At 60.8% G+C, this 16,712-nt stretch carries 18 protein-coding genes and 1 tRNA gene; 6 read left to right on the top strand and 13 right to left on the bottom strand.

Going from position 1 to position 16,712, the window contains the following annotated elements; translation table 11 throughout:
* On the top strand, window positions 1–262 hold a 262-nt coding region (locus D0901_RS11665), incomplete at its 5' end, for a transposase domain-containing protein (protein WP_162500866.1).
* A 241-nt stretch (window positions 263–503) separates the two neighbouring features.
* On the opposite strand, the gene D0901_RS11660 is transcribed toward D0901_RS11665, so the two are convergent.
* Together D0901_RS11660 and D0901_RS11655 are read right to left on the bottom strand one after the other, a co-directional pair.
* Window positions 504–1,250 carry a Crp/Fnr family transcriptional regulator gene (locus D0901_RS11660; RefSeq protein WP_162500865.1) on the bottom strand — a complete coding sequence of 249 codons (747 nt, stop codon included), beginning with the start codon at window positions 1,248–1,250 and terminating at the stop codon, window positions 504–506.
* A gap of 453 nt (window positions 1,251–1,703) precedes the next feature.
* Window positions 1,704–2,450, bottom strand: coding sequence for a Crp/Fnr family transcriptional regulator (locus D0901_RS11655; RefSeq protein WP_129140474.1), 747 nt, complete (start codon window positions 2,448–2,450; stop codon window positions 1,704–1,706).
* Between the two features lie 279 nt (window positions 2,451–2,729).
* Between D0901_RS11655 and D0901_RS11650 the strand changes: the two genes are divergently transcribed.
* The 5 genes from D0901_RS11650 (at window position 2,730) to D0901_RS21270 (ending at window position 7,340) form a co-directional block, all read left to right on the top strand.
* On the top strand, window positions 2,730–4,145 hold the full coding sequence (locus D0901_RS11650; RefSeq protein ID WP_203234858.1) for an amidase: 1,416 nt from the start codon (window positions 2,730–2,732) through the stop codon (window positions 4,143–4,145).
* A gap of 135 nt (window positions 4,146–4,280) precedes the next feature.
* The gene (locus tag D0901_RS11645) at window positions 4,281–4,682 is read left to right on the top strand and encodes an ectoine synthase (RefSeq protein WP_129140473.1); all 402 of its coding nucleotides are present in this window, start codon (window positions 4,281–4,283) and stop codon (window positions 4,680–4,682) included.
* Window positions 4,683–5,075: 393 nt separating this feature from the next.
* On the top strand, window positions 5,076–5,240 hold the full coding sequence (locus D0901_RS20910) for a hypothetical protein (RefSeq protein WP_162500864.1): 165 nt from the start codon (window positions 5,076–5,078) through the stop codon (window positions 5,238–5,240).
* Window positions 5,241–5,288: 48 nt separating this feature from the next.
* A tRNA-Thr gene (locus D0901_RS11640) sits at window positions 5,289–5,364 on the top strand.
* 308 nt (window positions 5,365–5,672) lie between these two features.
* Window positions 5,673–7,340 carry a methyl-accepting chemotaxis protein gene (locus D0901_RS21270; RefSeq protein WP_233440409.1) on the top strand — a complete coding sequence of 556 codons (1,668 nt, stop codon included), beginning with the start codon at window positions 5,673–5,675 and terminating at the stop codon, window positions 7,338–7,340.
* 542 nt (window positions 7,341–7,882) lie between these two features.
* On the opposite strand, the gene D0901_RS11630 is transcribed toward D0901_RS21270, so the two are convergent.
* The 11 genes from D0901_RS11630 to D0901_RS11585 all read right to left on the bottom strand — a co-directional run bounded on the left by D0901_RS11630 (window position 7,883) and on the right by D0901_RS11585 (window position 16,547).
* Window positions 7,883–8,494, bottom strand: coding sequence for a TerD family protein (locus D0901_RS11630; RefSeq protein WP_129140472.1), 612 nt, complete (start codon window positions 8,492–8,494; stop codon window positions 7,883–7,885).
* Between the two features lie 77 nt (window positions 8,495–8,571).
* Complete coding sequence (locus tag D0901_RS11625) at window positions 8,572–9,306, bottom strand: hypothetical protein (protein WP_129140471.1); 735 nt, start codon at window positions 9,304–9,306, stop codon at window positions 8,572–8,574.
* 23 nt (window positions 9,307–9,329) lie between these two features.
* A complete protein-coding gene (locus tag D0901_RS11620) occupies window positions 9,330–10,205 on the bottom strand; it encodes an aldolase/citrate lyase family protein (RefSeq protein ID WP_129140470.1) in 876 nt (291 codons plus the stop codon).
* The gene (locus D0901_RS11615; RefSeq protein ID WP_129140469.1) at window positions 10,202–11,335 is read right to left on the bottom strand and encodes a cysteine protease StiP family protein; all 1,134 of its coding nucleotides are present in this window, start codon (window positions 11,333–11,335) and stop codon (window positions 10,202–10,204) included. The genes D0901_RS11620 and D0901_RS11615 overlap by 4 nt, the downstream gene beginning before the upstream one ends.
* Window positions 11,332–12,090 (bottom strand): HAD family hydrolase, encoded by a 759-nt coding sequence (locus tag D0901_RS11610; RefSeq protein WP_129140468.1) that lies wholly within the window; start codon window positions 12,088–12,090, stop codon window positions 11,332–11,334. Before D0901_RS11610 ends, D0901_RS11615 begins: the two co-directional genes overlap by 4 nt.
* Window positions 12,087–13,259 carry a phosphoribosyltransferase domain-containing protein gene (locus D0901_RS11605; RefSeq protein WP_162500863.1) on the bottom strand — a complete coding sequence of 391 codons (1,173 nt, stop codon included), beginning with the start codon at window positions 13,257–13,259 and terminating at the stop codon, window positions 12,087–12,089. The genes D0901_RS11610 and D0901_RS11605 overlap by 4 nt, the downstream gene beginning before the upstream one ends.
* A complete protein-coding gene (locus D0901_RS20905; RefSeq protein ID WP_162500862.1) occupies window positions 13,256–13,687 on the bottom strand; it encodes a hypothetical protein in 432 nt (143 codons plus the stop codon). Before D0901_RS20905 ends, D0901_RS11605 begins: the two co-directional genes overlap by 4 nt.
* A 57-nt stretch (window positions 13,688–13,744) precedes the next feature.
* Window positions 13,745–14,323 carry a TerD family protein gene (locus tag D0901_RS11600; protein WP_129140466.1) on the bottom strand — a complete coding sequence of 193 codons (579 nt, stop codon included), beginning with the start codon at window positions 14,321–14,323 and terminating at the stop codon, window positions 13,745–13,747.
* Window positions 14,324–14,388: 65 nt separating this feature from the next.
* A complete protein-coding gene (locus D0901_RS11595; RefSeq protein WP_129140465.1) occupies window positions 14,389–14,961 on the bottom strand; it encodes a TerD family protein in 573 nt (190 codons plus the stop codon).
* A 104-nt stretch (window positions 14,962–15,065) separates the two neighbouring features.
* Window positions 15,066–16,067, bottom strand: coding sequence for a TerC/Alx family metal homeostasis membrane protein (locus tag D0901_RS11590; protein ID WP_129140464.1), 1,002 nt, complete (start codon window positions 16,065–16,067; stop codon window positions 15,066–15,068).
* A 15-nt stretch (window positions 16,068–16,082) separates the two neighbouring features.
* Entirely contained in the window at window positions 16,083–16,547 is a 465-nt protein-coding gene (locus tag D0901_RS11585; RefSeq protein ID WP_129140463.1) for a tellurite resistance TerB family protein, read from the bottom strand.
* Window positions 16,548–16,712: the final 165 nt, after the last annotated feature.

The following is a 16,712-nucleotide window of genomic DNA, read 5'->3' as shown; positions in this document are numbered from 1 at the left end:
GGTGATCCCGCTGGACAACAACCCGGCGGAGAACGCCATCCGCCCCTTCGTGGTGGGCCGCAAGAACTGGCTGTTCAGCCACACACCGAGCGGGGCCCAGGCCAGCGCGGCAATCTACAGCCTGATCGAGACGGCCAAGGTCAACGGTCTCTCGCCCTACGAGTACCTGCAGTTCGTGTTCGAGACGCTGCCGACCCTCGGCGACGAGGACGACCCCGACGTACTGCTTCCCTGGCAGTGGAAGGACACCCTACCGGCCTGAGTCAGGCCGGTACAGATGGGGTTGTTGGATCGCTTACGGGAGTTGTTAGATCACGTTGACGACCTGCTTGTCATCGTTTCGTTACACGAGCCTGACATTCTCTGCCCTGCACGTGCAGCACCAACCTTCGCACCCGAGCATGTGCCTGCTGACCGGCCTCGAGGGCCGGTCGCCTCGTTTCTGCGACGCCTTTCTGGTGTACTTCTAGCGTTGTCCGTCGTGACACATTGACAATGACGACCTATCCAGCAGTCAGCGGGATATGCGGGTTGAGGTTGTCGTTGAGGGTGTTCGGGTCGAAGTCCGCCATGCGATTGAGAGCCTCAAAATCGAGCAGGCGGATATTGCGTCTCGATCGCTGTATCAGTCCTCGATTGGCCATTTCCACCAGTGTGCGGCTGACGTGGACGGAACTCATGCCCAGCAGCATGCTGAACTGCCGCTGCAACAGCGGCAGGTCGAAACTGTCGCCCGAGGTTTCTTCGATGCGCTGCAAGCGGTGGTGTACCTCGAGGACGAAGTGGGCAATACGCGACGCGGCATCGTGACTCAGGACGTTGACCATGCGCTGGGTGATCAAGCCCTCCTGCCGTGCGGCGGAGGCCTGCAAGGCCCAGGCCAGCCTGGCGGAGCGGCGCATCAATCTGGGAAGCCGGTCGATCGGGAAGGGACTGACCACGCCGTCGGTCAACATCACCGCCGTCGTCGAGTGATCATGGTAGGTGAGATCGCGCAGCCCCATGATGTCGCCGGGTAGAAAGAGATCGAGAATCTGGCGCGATCCGTCCGCCGAGCACTGGCTGGTGTAGGCCCAGCCTTCGCAAAGGGTGTAGAGCTGATCCGGGGTGGTTCGCGATTCCCAGAGCACCGTGCCCTTGGCAACCGGTCGAGGACTGGCCTCGAGCTCGGCGAGCAGGGCGTGATCGCGTTTCGAAAGACTGAGGTGATGGCCGATGTTCCTGGCCATGTAGCGTTCCTGTGCAGGCATGGCACGACTCCTTGTGCGCTGCCGGCCGGGAGTGGTGATGTGTTCGAACCCGAACGGCACGGCGTAAAGACGGATCCCGTATGGCGATCCGTGGGTTCTCATCACATCCTCTGTGATATTGACACCGTGGCAAGGTTTACCGGGTTCGGCAAGCAGGAAAATGTTACTGATCCTTGCCCGCAGCCTCCCGAAATATTCTTGGCTTTGCGCCTGCCGAGACGCCTGGGCGGTGTTTGCCTTTATCGCCACAAGCCGCCTGGTTGTCGATGTCACCTAGGGAGATTCGGCTATCAGCTGGCCTTGTCGAGGCCCGGATATTGCTCCGATTCGTCGTGAATTAACCTGTGTTGAATAAACGACCCGCTCCGATCTGTTAGTAATGTTGGGTGACATCGTTCATAGGGGGCAGGGGCGAAGGGTGGCGTCGCTGCTTGCCGCCCTTCGTCGTCACCGCTACTGGAACAGGTGGGACAGGCACGGGTTGATGCGATCCGTGAATTTCTCGGGTCGAAAATCGGAAATCTTGGAGAGTGTCTCCAGGTCGTTGATCAAGAAGCTCTGGCGCTGGCGGGTGATCAGTCCGCGATCGGCCAGCTCACTCATGGTGCGGCTGACATGGACTTCACTCATGCCCAGCAGCATGGCCAGTTGGCGCTGTGTCAGCGGCATCATGAACGCGTTGCCGGTGGCCTCCCCGATGCGAGTGAGACGGTAATAGATTTCCAGCGCAAAGTGGCCAAGGCGCGAGCAGGCATCGTTACTGAGCACGTTCACCAGGCGCTCCGTGATCACTCCCTGCTGACGTGCGGCCGAGGCGTGCAGACCGAGCGCCAGTCGCGGCGACTTGGTGAACAGGTCCTCGAGACGCACGGTGGGAAACGGGCAGATAACGCCGTCGGTGAGCATCGTCGCGGTCGTGTAGTGGGTCACCGAGGTGGCGTCGCGCAGACCCATGACGTCGCCGGGGAGGAAGATGTCGATGACCTGCTGGGCGCCGTTCTCGGAGCAGTGGAAGGCATAGGCCCAGCCGGAGCGCAGGGTATAGAGCTGGGTGGGCGTGTCCTGGGCTTCCCAGAGCACCGTGCCTTTCTCGACCTGACGCGGGTCCTTCTCCAGGTCCTTGAGCAAGGCGATGTCGGAGTCGCGCAGATTGACGTGATGACCGAGGTTCTTGGTGACACAGCTTACCGGTTCCTGCATGTCCACATCCTTGTGTCGTCAGTATCGGGGGTGAAGGAAGCTTGGCTGTTGCACAGCGATATCCGCCTGGTTTTGCGAGCGAGGCTCTGAATTTACTAGAGCCGCCGTCCAAAAGGGAGGTCCGACACGAAAGATCACGCGCCGCAATCGGCGAACTCATTGGCAGTGTCGTAGTCGACAAGGCAAGGCGGATGTGGCCCAGGCCCCCAGGGTTGGTTCTCCGCAGCCCGTTCCGCTACGTTTATTCAGGTATCAACCACGCAATTCAGGGAGGATGACGTGAGTGACACGGATCTAGGCACGATGGACGCCGGCAGTCTGGTCGAACTCTTTCGCACGGGGAAGGCCTCCCCGCTGGAGGTGACCCGCGCCGCGCTGGATCGCATCGACCGCTTCAACGACAAGGTCAATGCCTATGTCCACGTGGACCGGGAGGGCGCCGAAAAGGCAGCCCGTGCCTCGGCTCGTCGCTGGGGCCAGGGCCAGCCATTGAGTGATATCGATGGCGTGCCGGCTTCGCTGAAGGACCTGACCAATGTCGCCGGCATGCCGGCCCGAGAGGGCTCGCTCACGGTGCCGGATACGCTCTGCGAGTCGGATGCCCCCCCGGCGGCCCGGCTGCGCGAGGCCGGTGCCGTACTGCTGGGCAAGACCAACACCCCCGAATTCGGCTGGAAGGCGGTCACCGACAATCGCGTCTACGGGGCTACCTGCAATCCGTGGGATACCCGTCTGACCCCTGGCGGCTCCTCGGGCGGCGCCGCCGCGGCGGCCTCGCTCAACATGGGCGTCTTGCACCAGGGTGGCGACTCGGGCGGCTCGATTCGCATTCCTGCCGCCTTTACCGGGGTTTTCGGGTTCAAGCCGACCTTCGGCTGGACGCCGCAGTGGCCACCGGCCCAGGAACCCTCGCTGTCGCATATCGGCCCGCTGACACGCACTGTGCGGGATTCCGTGCGCATGCTCAACGTGATCGGCCGTTACGACTACCGTGACCCCTACGCGACACGTGGCCAGCCGGAAGATTGGGGAGCCGATCTCGATCAGGACCTGCGCGGGCTGCGCATTGCCTACTCGCCGACGCTGGGCTATGCCGATGTCGATCCGCAGATTGCCGAGCGCGTCCGTGAAGCGGCCCAGCGTCTCGAGGAACTCGGTGCCGAGATCGTCGAGATCGAGCCCGGCTTCGAATCGCCGATCGATATCTTCCGCAAGCTATGGTTCACCGCCTCGCTGGAGCTGTGGTCGCAGTGCAGCGAGAAGCAGCGTCAGCAGCTCGATCCCGGCCTGGTCGCCAATGCTCGGCATGCCGAGTCATGGAGCGCTGTCGAGTTGTTCCGCGCGCAGGCCGATCGCGCCCGTCTGGCCGAGCAGCTCGAGCACTTCAATCAGGACTATCATCTGCTGATGACACCATCGGTGCCGCTCGAACCCTTCGAGATCAATCATGAGGTACCGCCAGGCAGCAACATGCGCGACTGGGAGGAGTGGGCACCGTTCTCCTATCCCTTCAACCTCAGTCAGCAACCGGCGGCGTCGATCCCCTGCGGGTTCACCGCCTCCGGGCTGCCGGTGGGGTTCCAGCTGGCGGGCGGCAAGTTCGACGACGTTCGCGTATTGCGCGCCTGTCACGCCTACATGGAAGCACACCCGGCGCGCCATCCGGCGGTGCCCGATCCGGCCCAGTACGGTTGATTGCCGCGCGGTTGCAGCGGGGCGCATCGGTGAGATGCCACCGTGCCCTAGCATGGCAGGAGCCGGGTGTCCTCCTGCCGGCGAGCAGCCAAAGACGCCTTTCATTTATCGATCGAAAGCAAGGAGGAGCATTCGATGATCGTTCGTGACCATAAGGATGCCGAGCAGACCGCCGTCGACGAGGACAAGTTCATCAGTCGCCGCTACACGTTGCGCGCCGATGGCATGGGTCACTCGTTGCACGAGACCTACATCAAGCCCGGCGAGGCCCTGCACATGTGGTACAAGAACCACAAGGAATCGGTGATCTGCATCGAGGGCGAGGGCCAGATCGAGGACCTGACCGAAGGCGGCAAATGGGACCTCAAGCCCGGTGTCATGTACGCCCTCGACAAGCACCAGAAGCACATTCTCAGCAGCGAGAAGGGCATGACGGTGCTTTGCGTATTCACTCCGTCGCTGGTCGGTCCGGAAGATCACGACGCGGAAGGCAGCTACCCGCTGTACGACGATGACGGGACGCTGATCAAGCACTGAGTGGCGTGGGAAGAAAAAAGTTACTCAAAACTTGTACAGAAAGGTTTTGTTGTCTAGGCTTTGGGTAAGCGGCAATCAGGACGATTGTCCAGGCAAGCAAGGACGCTCAGGCCATGGATGGCCGGCGGGGCAGGCAAGGCACGTTCACGACAGGAGTCATGATCGCCAAGGATGCCCGCGAGCGACCCTCAACGTTTGGCCCCGTACCCCCTGCGGGGCTTTCTTTTGCGCGTCTCATCGTGCCAGGAAGCGTGCTACGGAATATGCGGTGCGACGTCGGCAATCGTTGGTTCGGCATTTGAGTAGAGGCAAAAGTGTGGCATCTTTGACGCCCCTCGATGGCGCAGCGACGCATCGTGGTCACGTCAGGGCAGCCAAGGAGAGTGTAGTGTGATGACGGAGCTCGACCTGGAAGAGGCCAAGCTCGCCCTCAGCGATGCGGATGCCTATCTCCGGTTGGCGAATGCCATGAGCGAGGCGGGCATGTCGTCGGTGACGCCTGGGTACCTGCGCAACCTCGCCGAGGAATTGCGCCGTGAAGGCGACGACGAAGCCTGATCACCGGTGCTTGTCGTTTCATTGACGAGCCAGTAACATTCAACCCGCGCCGACGTAGCTCAGCTGGTAGAGCAACGCACTCGTAATGCGTAGGTCGGTGGTTCGAGTCCACTCGTCGGCACCAGTGAAAACAGAGGGTTGGCGGCAATTCCGCCGCCCTTCTTTCAATGCGCTGCGAATCTTGCGGAAGATCGCGGCTCACCTCGAGCGCCCCCGTCCGTTCCTTTCCCACCCTGTTGTTCCTTTCCCGCTCACGGTTCCAGAAGTGCAGTGCCTATGGCTATGTCGGATTCGCTCGACGGATGTCTGGCTAAGTCGACTTTGTGAAACATTGCAAAAGCCGCGTTGAAAAGCCGTTTTCCTGTTTCAGAAGCCCCGCCCGATACCGATACTCCTCACAACCGCGAAACGACAACCACTGAGGAGTGGCACATGCTTTCACGTTTCAAGATAGGCACTCGGTTGGGAATTGCCTTTGGCGCCGTTCTGGCATTGCTGCTCGGGACCTTCGCCACCGGATCCCTCGGGCTCTACTCGATAAAGGCCATAACGGATAAAACGCTCAACGAGGACATCGCGTTGGGCAACAACGCGGCGACGATCCAGACGCTGGCACTCGAAGAGCGCCGATTCGAGAAGGATACCTTCATCAACATTGCGGATGCCGAGAAGTCCGATGCCTATTTCGGCAAGTGGGAGGCGTCGCGGCAGGCCCTGGCGGCCGCGCTCGAGGAAGGGGGGCGCTTGGCTCGTCAGGAAGCGATACAGACCCTCTACGGTGATGCCGAAAAGGCGCTGGAAGCTTATGCAGCGGGTTTCCGCTCCGTGCATGAACGGATCGTCAGCGGCGAAATCCGGGAGACGGCGCAGGCCAATCGGGCCTTCAGCCAGTACAAGGATGCCATCTATCGCCTCGAGGACCTGGCGGAGAAGATCGACGTGGCGGTATCGGAGCGGGTGGCTCTCGCCAGGGGGCAGATCGATCAGCAGTACCGGATCTCGCTCTGGTCGCTGGTGATGTTCGCCGCGATCGCGCTCATGCTGGCGGTGGTGTTGGCCTACGTGATTACCCTGAGTATCTCCCGACCCCTGCATCGTGCCGTCGGCGTCGCGCAGCGCGTTGCCGATGGGGATCTGACGTCGCACATCGACCGCGATGGACGCGATGAGATCTCGGTGCTGTTCGCGGCGCTGGACGACATGCAGGACAACCTGAGCGGGCTGGTTCGGGAACTTCGTCGCAGTAGCGAGAGCGTGTTCACCGGTTCCAACGAGATCGCCCTGGGCAGCCAGGACCTGGCCTCGCGGACGGAGGCTCAGGCGGCCGCGCTCCAGGAGACCGCTTCGAGCATGGAGGAGATGGCGTCGACGGTTCGCCAGAACACGGATTCCGCTCAGGAGGCGGACCGGCTGTCCGGTGACGCGGCGGATGCCGCCGAGGTGGGGGGCGTCGAGGTAAAACGCACCACGCAACTGATGGAGGCGATCGCCGAGAGTTCCAGGCAGGTCAACGCCGTCGTGGAGATCATCGACTCGATTGCCTTCCAGACCAATATTCTCGCCTTGAACGCCTCGGTCGAAGCGGCTCGCGCCGGTGAGCAGGGACGGGGTTTTGCCGTGGTCGCCCAGGAGGTCCGTTCACTGGCGAGTCGTAGTGCGGAATCGGCGAAGAGCATTCGCGAGATGGTCGAGACCACGGTCCGGGACATTGCGGGCGGCGTCGAGCAGGCCAAGCGCAGCGGCGAGACGATCGAGTCCTCGGTGGCCGCGATCAGGCAGGTGTCCAATCTGATGAAGGAGATCTCGATTGCCACCCGTGAACAGAACAGTGGCATCGAGCAGATCAACATCGCCCTGACCCAACTGGACTCGGCGACGCAGCAGAACGCCTCGCTGGTGGATGAAACGAGTCAGGCCGCGGCGTCCCTGAAGGGACAGGCCGAAACGCTGGCCGGGATGATCGCAAAATTCCGCACCAGCGATCAGTACGTGGTCGCGCCCCCCTCTCCGGCGTCCGAGCCGGCTCGAGCCCCTGTTCCTGCCGTGCCCGAGCGCCGGAAGCTCGGAAACAGTACCACGGAGGCATGGGAAGCGTTCTGATCGCGACTGAAGGGCCGTTATGATGGCCAGGCTGCGGTGCCTACTCGCGAAGTTCGCCGGCGATATAGCGAAAACTGCCCATCAGGAAGCCTGATGGACAGTTTTCCAGCCGATGCCCGGTTTTGACCCGGCCGCGTTCGGGAGGGCTTTAGAGTTGCTTTCATAACCGATGGACGGGATGGGCTTCCTCGGTGGCAAGGCCCGAGGCGTCGGACCGTTGCGAGGGCGCTGTAAACCCATCCCTGGGCGCTACCTTTGCCATCCATGGCAAAGGACCCTCGCTTCGCCTTGCCCCCGATGCCCATCATCATCAGGGTTTGAAAACGCGTTCTTAAGTTTCCGGTATGCCCAGGTTGTGTCGCGGGGCATAGCATGTCGCCACGGCCCGGCGGCGGTGCCGCCAGCCTTGGTTTAGCGGCACTGCCTCGCTCAGTCAGTCACGAGGTCCGCCGGCGAGTCGATAGCCGGGCAACACCGGCATCCTCGATATCGGGCGGTGCGACTGAGCGCTTGGTGGACCCGCCACTCCTTGAGTGAAGGATTCAGTTTGCGTAATCACGAGCGAAGGCGGCTAGAGAATCCTGCAGCCGCTTCTCGGGGATGGCGGCGCCGATGGATCGAAACTTCCAAGTGTTTTCGTGACGGTATACGCTGCCCATGATCATGCTTACACGGCCCGAGAAGGAGGGGTCATTCGCGACGTCGAAGGTCGCGAAGATGTTGCCCTTGCCAGCTTTTCCGTCGTGGATACGGATGCCTGCGAAGGGAATCTCGCCGAAGTTCTGCATCGAGAATGAGTTCAGAACCAGCGCCAGCTTGTCGACGTTGGCCGGGACGCTCTTGAGGTCGATCTGAATGACTTCGTTGTCTTGGCCATCGTCGCCACCCGTATCACCGACTCGGTCGTCGCCGCTGTGCTTGATCGAGCCGCATGACGAAGTGAGCTTCTGGAAAAAGACCGTATCGACCAGATTACCCTGCGCATCGAACAGGCCTACTGAGGCATCCAGGTCGACCGCGACGTGCTTCTTGCCGCCGAAGAAACCTTTCTTCTCGATGGCCCCCCAGTTAACACCGATCTCGATATAGTCGAGCGTGCCGCCATCCTGTTTTTCCAGGCTGATACGTTGCCCCTTGGACAGACTGATAGCCATACGATTTCCTTCCTATGAATGAGTGTACTGCTATTACGACGGAAAACGCCGAGCGGCCTCGGCCCGGCTTGCTCTCGTTAGCCGAATAGGCCGCCTAGCAGGCCTTTCTTTTTCGGTGTTGCGGGAACATTCACGAAACGGTACGAAATATTGGCTTGCTTGTTGTACTTTTCGGAGTGTTTGGTCTGGGCACCCTTGAAGACGGCTGGACCGACAATATCGATATCGATAGAGTCATTCTTCCAGAAGATCCACGGTGTTTCTTCTTGACCTGGCTTCGAGGTCTTGCCGGATGGCGCAAGGATGACTTCGTCCTCGGTGACAATCGCGTAGCCGATGACATAGGTGTAGATGTTGGGATTGTTGGCGCCGGGTCCCTGGTTGAAATCGAAGCTGCAAACGACCTCATCGTTGCCACAGCTCATCTTCATTTGCGGGCGTAGGGAGGCGACCGAGACCGCGCCATTGTTCAGCGCCGAGTAGACGCTGAAGCACAAAGCCACGGGGCCGCCGGCCCGCTTGGCGATATCACGCGCCACGGTGATCACCTCTTCGCCGGGCATGTCGACGCTGGCACTCTGGACGTCGCCGTGGTGATGGGCGAACGGCGGTTCCTGAAGCGAGCCGCGATATTCGCCGTCCACCAAGTACATCTTGTCACCCGGATGCAGGATCGAGCAGCGCAGGTCGAGGTCGTCGTTGCCATCGTCGCCATCGCCATTGTCGACCCATTGGGCGCGGACCACGATGTCGGAACTTCCCTTGCTCAGGTCGATCGTTGCCGTTTCGTCGGGCTTGGTAAGGTTGATCATCTCGGTTCTCTCGCGTTATTGGGCTATGAAGTGGACTGCAGGGTGGCGATACGCCTTGCCCAGTGACTGTGGCAGGCTTGCTCCAGCATCTGGCCGGCATCCTGAAAAACGGCATCGTGGCTGTTGAGCAAGGCGTGGGCCTGTTGTTTCTGACGTCTCAAGGCCTGGGCAAAATGCTCTTCGATCACTGCCAGCTGGGAGGGATGTACGCAGGTCTTGGAATAGAAGCCCCAGGCGATGTCCTGGGCGACTTCACGGGAGAGCGTCTCCGTCTCGCCGATCAGGTCGCAGACCGGCGCGGCTAGTTCATAACCCGCCGGTCGGAACAGCGTGATCAGGCGTTCCAGTGTCGAGCGCAGCGGCGTTTCGTAGACCGTTTGACCTGGTTGGCGCTTGAGACCGATGGCGCCCAGTAGATCGTTGGCGCCGATACGCAGCGCGATCACCGGGTTGCGTAGGCTCTGGACGGCCTCGAGTGTCGCCAAGGCGGTGTCCTCGCGAAATAGCGAGGGGGTTTCGAGGGTTGGCATGACGGGCAACTGGGGGCAACGCTCGAGCACGTCGTGCCACTCTGGGGCCGAGGTATCGTCGAATTTGGGGATCACCACGCCATCGAGGCGTGCCAGGGCCTCGGGCACTTCTATCAACTGGCGAAGCACGAACGGATTGCGTGGCCGCACGAAACGTAGAAATGTTACCTGGGCGGGAGCGGCCTGCAGCGTTCGGATCAAGCGGCGAACGGCCCAGGCCACCGCATCGGCTGCCACGGCATCCTCGGTGCACAGGATCAGTGACCGTGCGCCATGACAGCCATCGGCAAGAATGCTCTCGAGCGACTTGTGGGTCGCCGGTACATAGAGGGAGGCGCCCATATCGCCATAGCGAGGGCAGGTCATCATGGCGCCTCCTGATGAACCAGGGCCTGGATCAGTGAGCAGGCATGAAAAGGCATGTCGGGGCGTACCTCGATTGCCACGCCCTTTTCCTCGGCAAGCAGCAGAAGATGCTCGACATCGGGATGCGCCGGGTCGCGCACCATCAACAAGGCCGGTACACGGCGCAGCATCACCCGCGTGGCTTCGGCGATGCCCGGCTTGATGTGGTTGATATCATGGACCGCGTAGTCGCGCTGGATCCGGTCGAGCATTGCCTGCATCAGGGCCTGCTGGCGGGTCCGGTCGGCGTCCGACGGAGGGGCGACCGCTGGGCTCGGTGTGACCAGATGCGCAGCGACATGCTCGATGAAGGCTTGGCTACGGTCGTGTTCGGCGAGTTCGTGGTACACCACGCAGCCGTGGAAGGCACCGGCCGGCACTCGATGATTGAGCACCGAGCGCGAAACGAGACCCGACACGGTGGCATTGAGTATGCCGGAGGGGATCGCGTAATCCTCGCAGGTTGCCGCGTAGTCGGCAGTGCCGCCAATGTCCGAGATCACCGCCAGCCGCGGAACGATGGTGTCCTTGTTCCTGGCTCGGCGCGTGTCGTTGTAGCGGGCTATGTCCTGACGAAGCTCGCGAGTGATGACACCCTTGGCTGTCCAGGCATCGACGAAGACGACACGTCGGGGGTCGACGCCGACATCGTCCAGCAGATAATCCATCGCGATGCTATCGATGCCGCGGTCGCGGATTATCGAGACACTGTAATGATGGCAGGCCTGATGTTCATGGTTGATCAGCGCGCGGCGCAGAAGGGCGCCGGCCGGTGTTCCTGCCCGCACCAGACTCACCAGGACGAGTGGCGTGTCGCTGTGTCCCAGGTCAGCGACGATCTGGCTTGCGAGCTGACGAACTTCATTGGCGAGGCGAGGCGCATAGCGCTCGCAGAGCGTCTCGAACAGTGCCAGGTAGCGAGGGCTGGGCGCTGACTCGCGATGAATCATCTCGCTGTAGTGAGCCTGGCCCGACTGGATTCGGCGCTCTTTTTCCTCGATGGTAAGGTAGTCCGCCTCGATCGGGGTCAGCAGGAACTGGCAGTCATCCGGCAGATAGGAGCCATGCAGAGGGGCGAGCGCGGCCGCAGTCATTGTGCGATATCCTTCAGCTGGTTCCAGATTTGACTCTGCGTGGGTATCAAGGCCATGTCTCCCCGGGTCATGAAACGCAGATCCGATAGGCTGTCACCGAGGGTTATCACGGTATCCTCGGGCTGGCGCTGAACGACCTCGTCGAGCAGGAAGCGGCAGGCCTCGGCCTTGCAGGTATAGGGTGGGCGCAGAGCGGCATTGCGCCGATTGGCGTGGAGATTCAGCCCATGCTCCCGGGCGATGCGTGCGCACAGGTCATGTGCCTCATCGGGCAGCGTTCCGGATGCCTTGATTGATAGATACACAGGCACCTCGAGATCCTCGAGCAGGCGCAGTGAAACGTCCAGTGCCGGATAGGCACTTGGCAGAGTTGCTTGCAGTGCGGCATGAGCCCGAGCAAGGACGCTTCGCGCCTCGTCGAGTCGAGGCGCCAGGCGTGCCCGCCATGCTGGGTGTACCCGCCCGTTTTGGGTGACCAGTGCACCATGGCTGACCACGGCATAGCCCCCCCGGAATGGCAGTGCAACACGTTCCAGTGCATAGCTGGTTCGACCGGTCACCGGAACGATGAGGTCTGCCGATTCCGCGAGCAATCGCCACAGCGTGTGCTGTTGATGGGTCTGGAAGGATAGTGGTCGCCCCTGGCCATCGACGGCCGCCAGGTTTACCCCGGTCGCCGTATCGGGCAGGGACCGCTCACTGGTAAACAGTGTGTCGTCCAGATCGGTCAGCAGAATAAGTCGGCCCCCGCTCATGCCATGACTCCATCGGCTTGCCCGGCGAGACGCCGGTGAGCTGCTTCGAGTGCCTGGCTCAATGCCGGACGGCCGATGCCGTCGAAGGCCAGGGGGGTATGGCGTAATGGGGCGTTGTACAAGAAGTGGGTCTTGCCATTATTACCGGGAGCAGGGTGCTCAAGGCGGGATGTCACGGCGTCGCCGAGTGCGATCGGTGAACGTGTCGAGCTTTGGAAAAGGACATCCATGCCTTGCTTCTCGAGATCCAGGGCCAGCCGGAAAGGGGCATCGAGAAACTCGCCCATGCCATAGACCACATGGGGTCGGCTAGGGTCGAGTCTCCGGTGCAGTTCTATTTCCCGTGAGGGGGCCAGGGGCGTCGCGGTGAGAATCTTGCCGTAAAGGCCTTCTCGTTCAAGGGGGCGGGGAGTATCAGGCGACTCGCTGGAGGTCAGCAAGACATCGCAGAAGTCGGTGTCGACATCGCCCGGCAAGCTCGCCTGGTAGGTGGGATCCGGCGAGAAGTCGAACGTGCCGGCCATCAACTGCACGAAGTCGACATCGACGTGTCTCGGCAATGCCGCCAACAGCCGGGACCGGGCAGCGTCGGTCAACCAGCTCACCAGCGAGACGATGTGCAGCCGTTTGACGTGGGCCAGCTCGGGCTGGGCGAGCAATGTGCTGGCAAGTTGCGCCAGGGTCAAACCGGTCGATATCTCGTCGTCGACCAGTACCAGATCCCGGGTGCCCTCGATGGCTAGTGCGGCCTCGCTGGAAAGCCGTGCCATGTGCATGGTATCGGCATGCGAATGTGCCTCCCGGATACGTATCCAGGGGTCGGGTACCAGAAATCGCGTGGTGTGGTGGAAGACGCTATGCGTATGCAAGTCTCCCAGGTGACGAGCGATGCCGGCGCCAAGGCCCACGGCGGTCTCGGCCATGCCCACCACATAGGCTGTGTCACCGAGTAGACGAATGGATTCTGCGAGTTCGGCATGAATGGCATCCATCTTTGTCGGGCGAACCGGAATGTGTTTGCCCAGGACGCGCGACACGAACAGGTACCCCCGGCGAGGGTTGAGACGCGAGGCGAACGCGAGGAGTTCGTCGAGTCGGTGACCATTGTCGGTGAGTTCTAGTGTCAGACGACCCGCCTGAATACCGTGGATCATGTTCTGCGTACTCATGCCGGTCTTTTCCGGTTGTTCCGGAAACTCTGGAAAACCCGCTTCAAGATGTTGGTCAGGCAGTAAACCACCCAGCCGGCGGTGCTCAAGCTGGCCAGAAGTACCAGCTTGTAGCGGGCATCGTCGATCCCGCCGAACAGGCTTTCCAGAATGGTCCAGATCACCAGTGCCAACAGCACCGGAATTACCAGCAGGTGCCACCACATCTCCGTGCGACCGACCCTGACACGATAACGCCCCATGGTGATCGCCGAACGTCGATGCAGGAAGCATACGCCGCCGGCCAGAACCGACAAGCCGAACGCCAGCAGATAAAGCCAGTCGTTATGCACCATCATTCCCCAAGTCACGAGCCAGGTTATCACTAACCAGAAGGCCCCTTCGCCCGCACCGATCAGATCGGCTCGAAGCTTGGCTTTCATCGACATGCCGTCTTCTCCAGCTCAAAGGGTAGGGGCAAGAAAAGCCCCCACCCGAGTGTCGATTCAGGAAGCATTCAAACCGTACTTGGATGCCAAGTCGGCGAGACCGCCACTGAAGCCCTGGCCGATGGCACGGAACTTCCACTCACCGTTGTTGCGATAGACTTCGCAGAAGATCATTGCGTCTTCCACCGAGTAGTCTTCGGACAAGTCATAACGCACGATCTCTTGATCGCTCTCGTCGTTGATGACGCGGGCAAAGGCATTCTCGACCTGGCCGAAGTTTTGTCCACGCGATTGAGCGTCATGGATGGTGACGGTAACGGCGATCTTGTCGACGTCTGACGGGACCTTCTCGAGGTCGACCTTGATGACTTCGTCATCGCCGTCGCCTGCGCCGGTGCGGTTGTCACCCATGTGCTCCACCGAACCGTCGGTGGATTTCAGGTTGTTGTAGAAGATGAAGTCCTGATCTTGGCGACACTTGCCTTCGCTATTGGTCAGAAAAATGCTGGCATCGAGGTCGAAGTCCTGCCCCGTGGTGACACGGGCATCCCATCCCAGCCCGATGCGGATCTTCTTGATCCCCGGGGCTTCCTTGCTCAGCGAGATGTTGCCGCCTTTGGAAAGAGAAATAGCCATTCGTCACGTTTCCCGAGTCGTCATTGATTGAAGTCGGCCAGGATCGTCCCTGGCCGGATGAAAAATTACTGGAGGCCGTAGCCTTTGAGGAAGGCGGCCAAGCCACCGGCGAAGCCATCGCCCTTGGCAGCGAAGCGCCAGTCACCATCCTTCTTGTACAGTTCACCGAAGATGACCGCGGTTTCGGTGGAGTAGTCTTCGGATAGGTCGTAGCGTGCGACCGGCTCGTCGTTACCATCCTTGAGGATGCGTACGAAAGCGTTATTGACCATGCCGAAGTTCTGGCCGCGGGCATCCGCTTCGTGGATGGTAACGACAAGCACGATCTTCGCGATGTCGGCATTGAGCTGGGTCAGGTCGACCGTGATGGTCTCATCATCGCCGTCGCCTTCGCCGGTGCGGTTGTCGCCGGAAGAAGCGACGCCGCCGCACGGTGACGCAAGCTGGCCGTAGAACACCAGGGAACTGGTGCCGCCGACGGGCTGATCATTGGCGTCCAGCAGGAGTGCAGAGGCGTCCAGGTCGAAGTCGGCGCCATCCGTGATGCGAGTGTCCCAGCCCATGCCGAGGGTGAATTTCGTGGCGCCGGGGGCTTCCTTGGACAGGTTGATGCGGCTGCCCTTGCTCAGATCGATCATGTAACGCTCCTTTAGTGCGATAAACGGGATAGCACCTGGCAAAGAGGCACTGGCAAATACCCGTCGGGTACTTGCCAATGCCCCCCGAAGGGGGCATCGGATACCTAGTTGTTGTTGCTAACGCTCTCTTCCTTGGCCGGAAACACCAGGCTTATCAGGACGCCTCCGAGGATCAATGCCAGCACCACGAACAGACTGACCTGATGGTCGATGTGGTAGATGCCCAGCGCCGAGCTTGCCAGCTTCGCGGCGATAAACACCAGTACCAGCGCGACAGCCTTCTCCAGGTAGACGAGATACTTGGCGGCGGCGGCCAGCATGAAGTAGAGGTTACGCAGCCCGAGGATCGCGAAGATCACCGAGGCGTAGACGAGGAAGGGCTCCTGCGTGACGGCAATGATGGCCGGTACGCTGTCAAAGCTGAAGATGATGTCGGAGATCTCGATGCACATCAGACACAGCAGCATTGGGGTGGCATAGAAGGCCGCCCGCTTTGGCAGCTCGAAGCCTTCCCGTTCGGCGACCTCATAAGCCTTGTCCTTGCGCACCAGGAAATGCTTGCCGACCAGTCGTGGGATCACCGGCACGATACGGCGAGTCAACCGAACGGACCAGTGATCGGAGTAATCCTCGGACGCCTCGTCATCGGCGCTGCCGATGAACATCTTGACACCGGTCCACAGGACGATGGCGGCGAACAAGACTTCGATCCAGTGGGAAAGGCCGAACACTGCAGTGCCCGCGGCGACGAAGATGGCGCGGAAGACCAAGGCGCCAGCAATGCCGTAGTAAAGGATCCGGTGCTGGAGGATCCCCTTGATGTTGAAGCTCGCGAAGATTGCCACGAATACCATCATGTTATCGATCGAAAGTGCTTTTTCGAGCACATAACCCGACAGGAAAAGGCTCGCGGCTTCCGGCGAATAGCGAAGGTTCAGATAGCCATAGAAGGCCAATGCCAGGGCGATCCAGAAGACCGACCAGGCGGCGGCGTTCTTGAAGGTGACTTCTTCGGCATTGCGATGCGAGAACAGGTCGAGCCACACCGATGCCACGACGGCGATCGCCAGAATGACGACCGCCTCGACGGGAAAGCCAAAGTCCATGTAGTGAGCGTCTCTTTACAGGCCGAATTCTGCCGGATCGAGACCCAGCTCCTTGGCGATCTTGGAGGCTTGAGCCTGCTCCTGAGCATCGAAGTCGCCGTCCGCGCCGCCGATGGCGATTGCCAGGCGTACCACCATGCGTGCCTGGTCCGGATTTTTCCTGACCTTGCCGATGTCGCTCATGGCGGTGATTTCGGCGATATCGACATCCGTGTCGGGATTGTCGGCGTCCAAGGCATCCAGATAATTCTTGAAACGCTTGGCAACTTCGCTGGGGTCGAAGACACTGAGCGCATCGTGGGCGCGCACGAAGGCGATCGCCTTCTGCTTTTCCTCGCGGCTGATGGTGCCATCGGCAACGGTGATCATGGCACTGGCTGCCATGGCTGCATTCAGGAAGCTGTCGTTCTTGAATTTCTGGGCGTCTGCCTTGAGGGACGAGAAGGATTCACGGGCTTTCGCAACGATGGAATTGAGCATGCTTACCTCTAGTGATAGCGTATGATGAGCGGTTATTTCAGCGTAGGTTACTAAAAATCATTGTCGTTTCAATGGATATCCTGTCGTTTCCGCTGCCCCATTTGGAGGGGTTTTGACAGGCGTGTAAAAAAACTCTTGCCTTTCTCGGATGTCCGTGGGTCGAAT

The organism is Modicisalibacter coralii (assembly GCF_004117855.1).
GTDB lineage: Bacteria > Pseudomonadota > Gammaproteobacteria > Pseudomonadales > Halomonadaceae > Modicisalibacter > Modicisalibacter coralii.
This window is presented reverse-complemented; position numbering and strand designations above follow the sequence as displayed.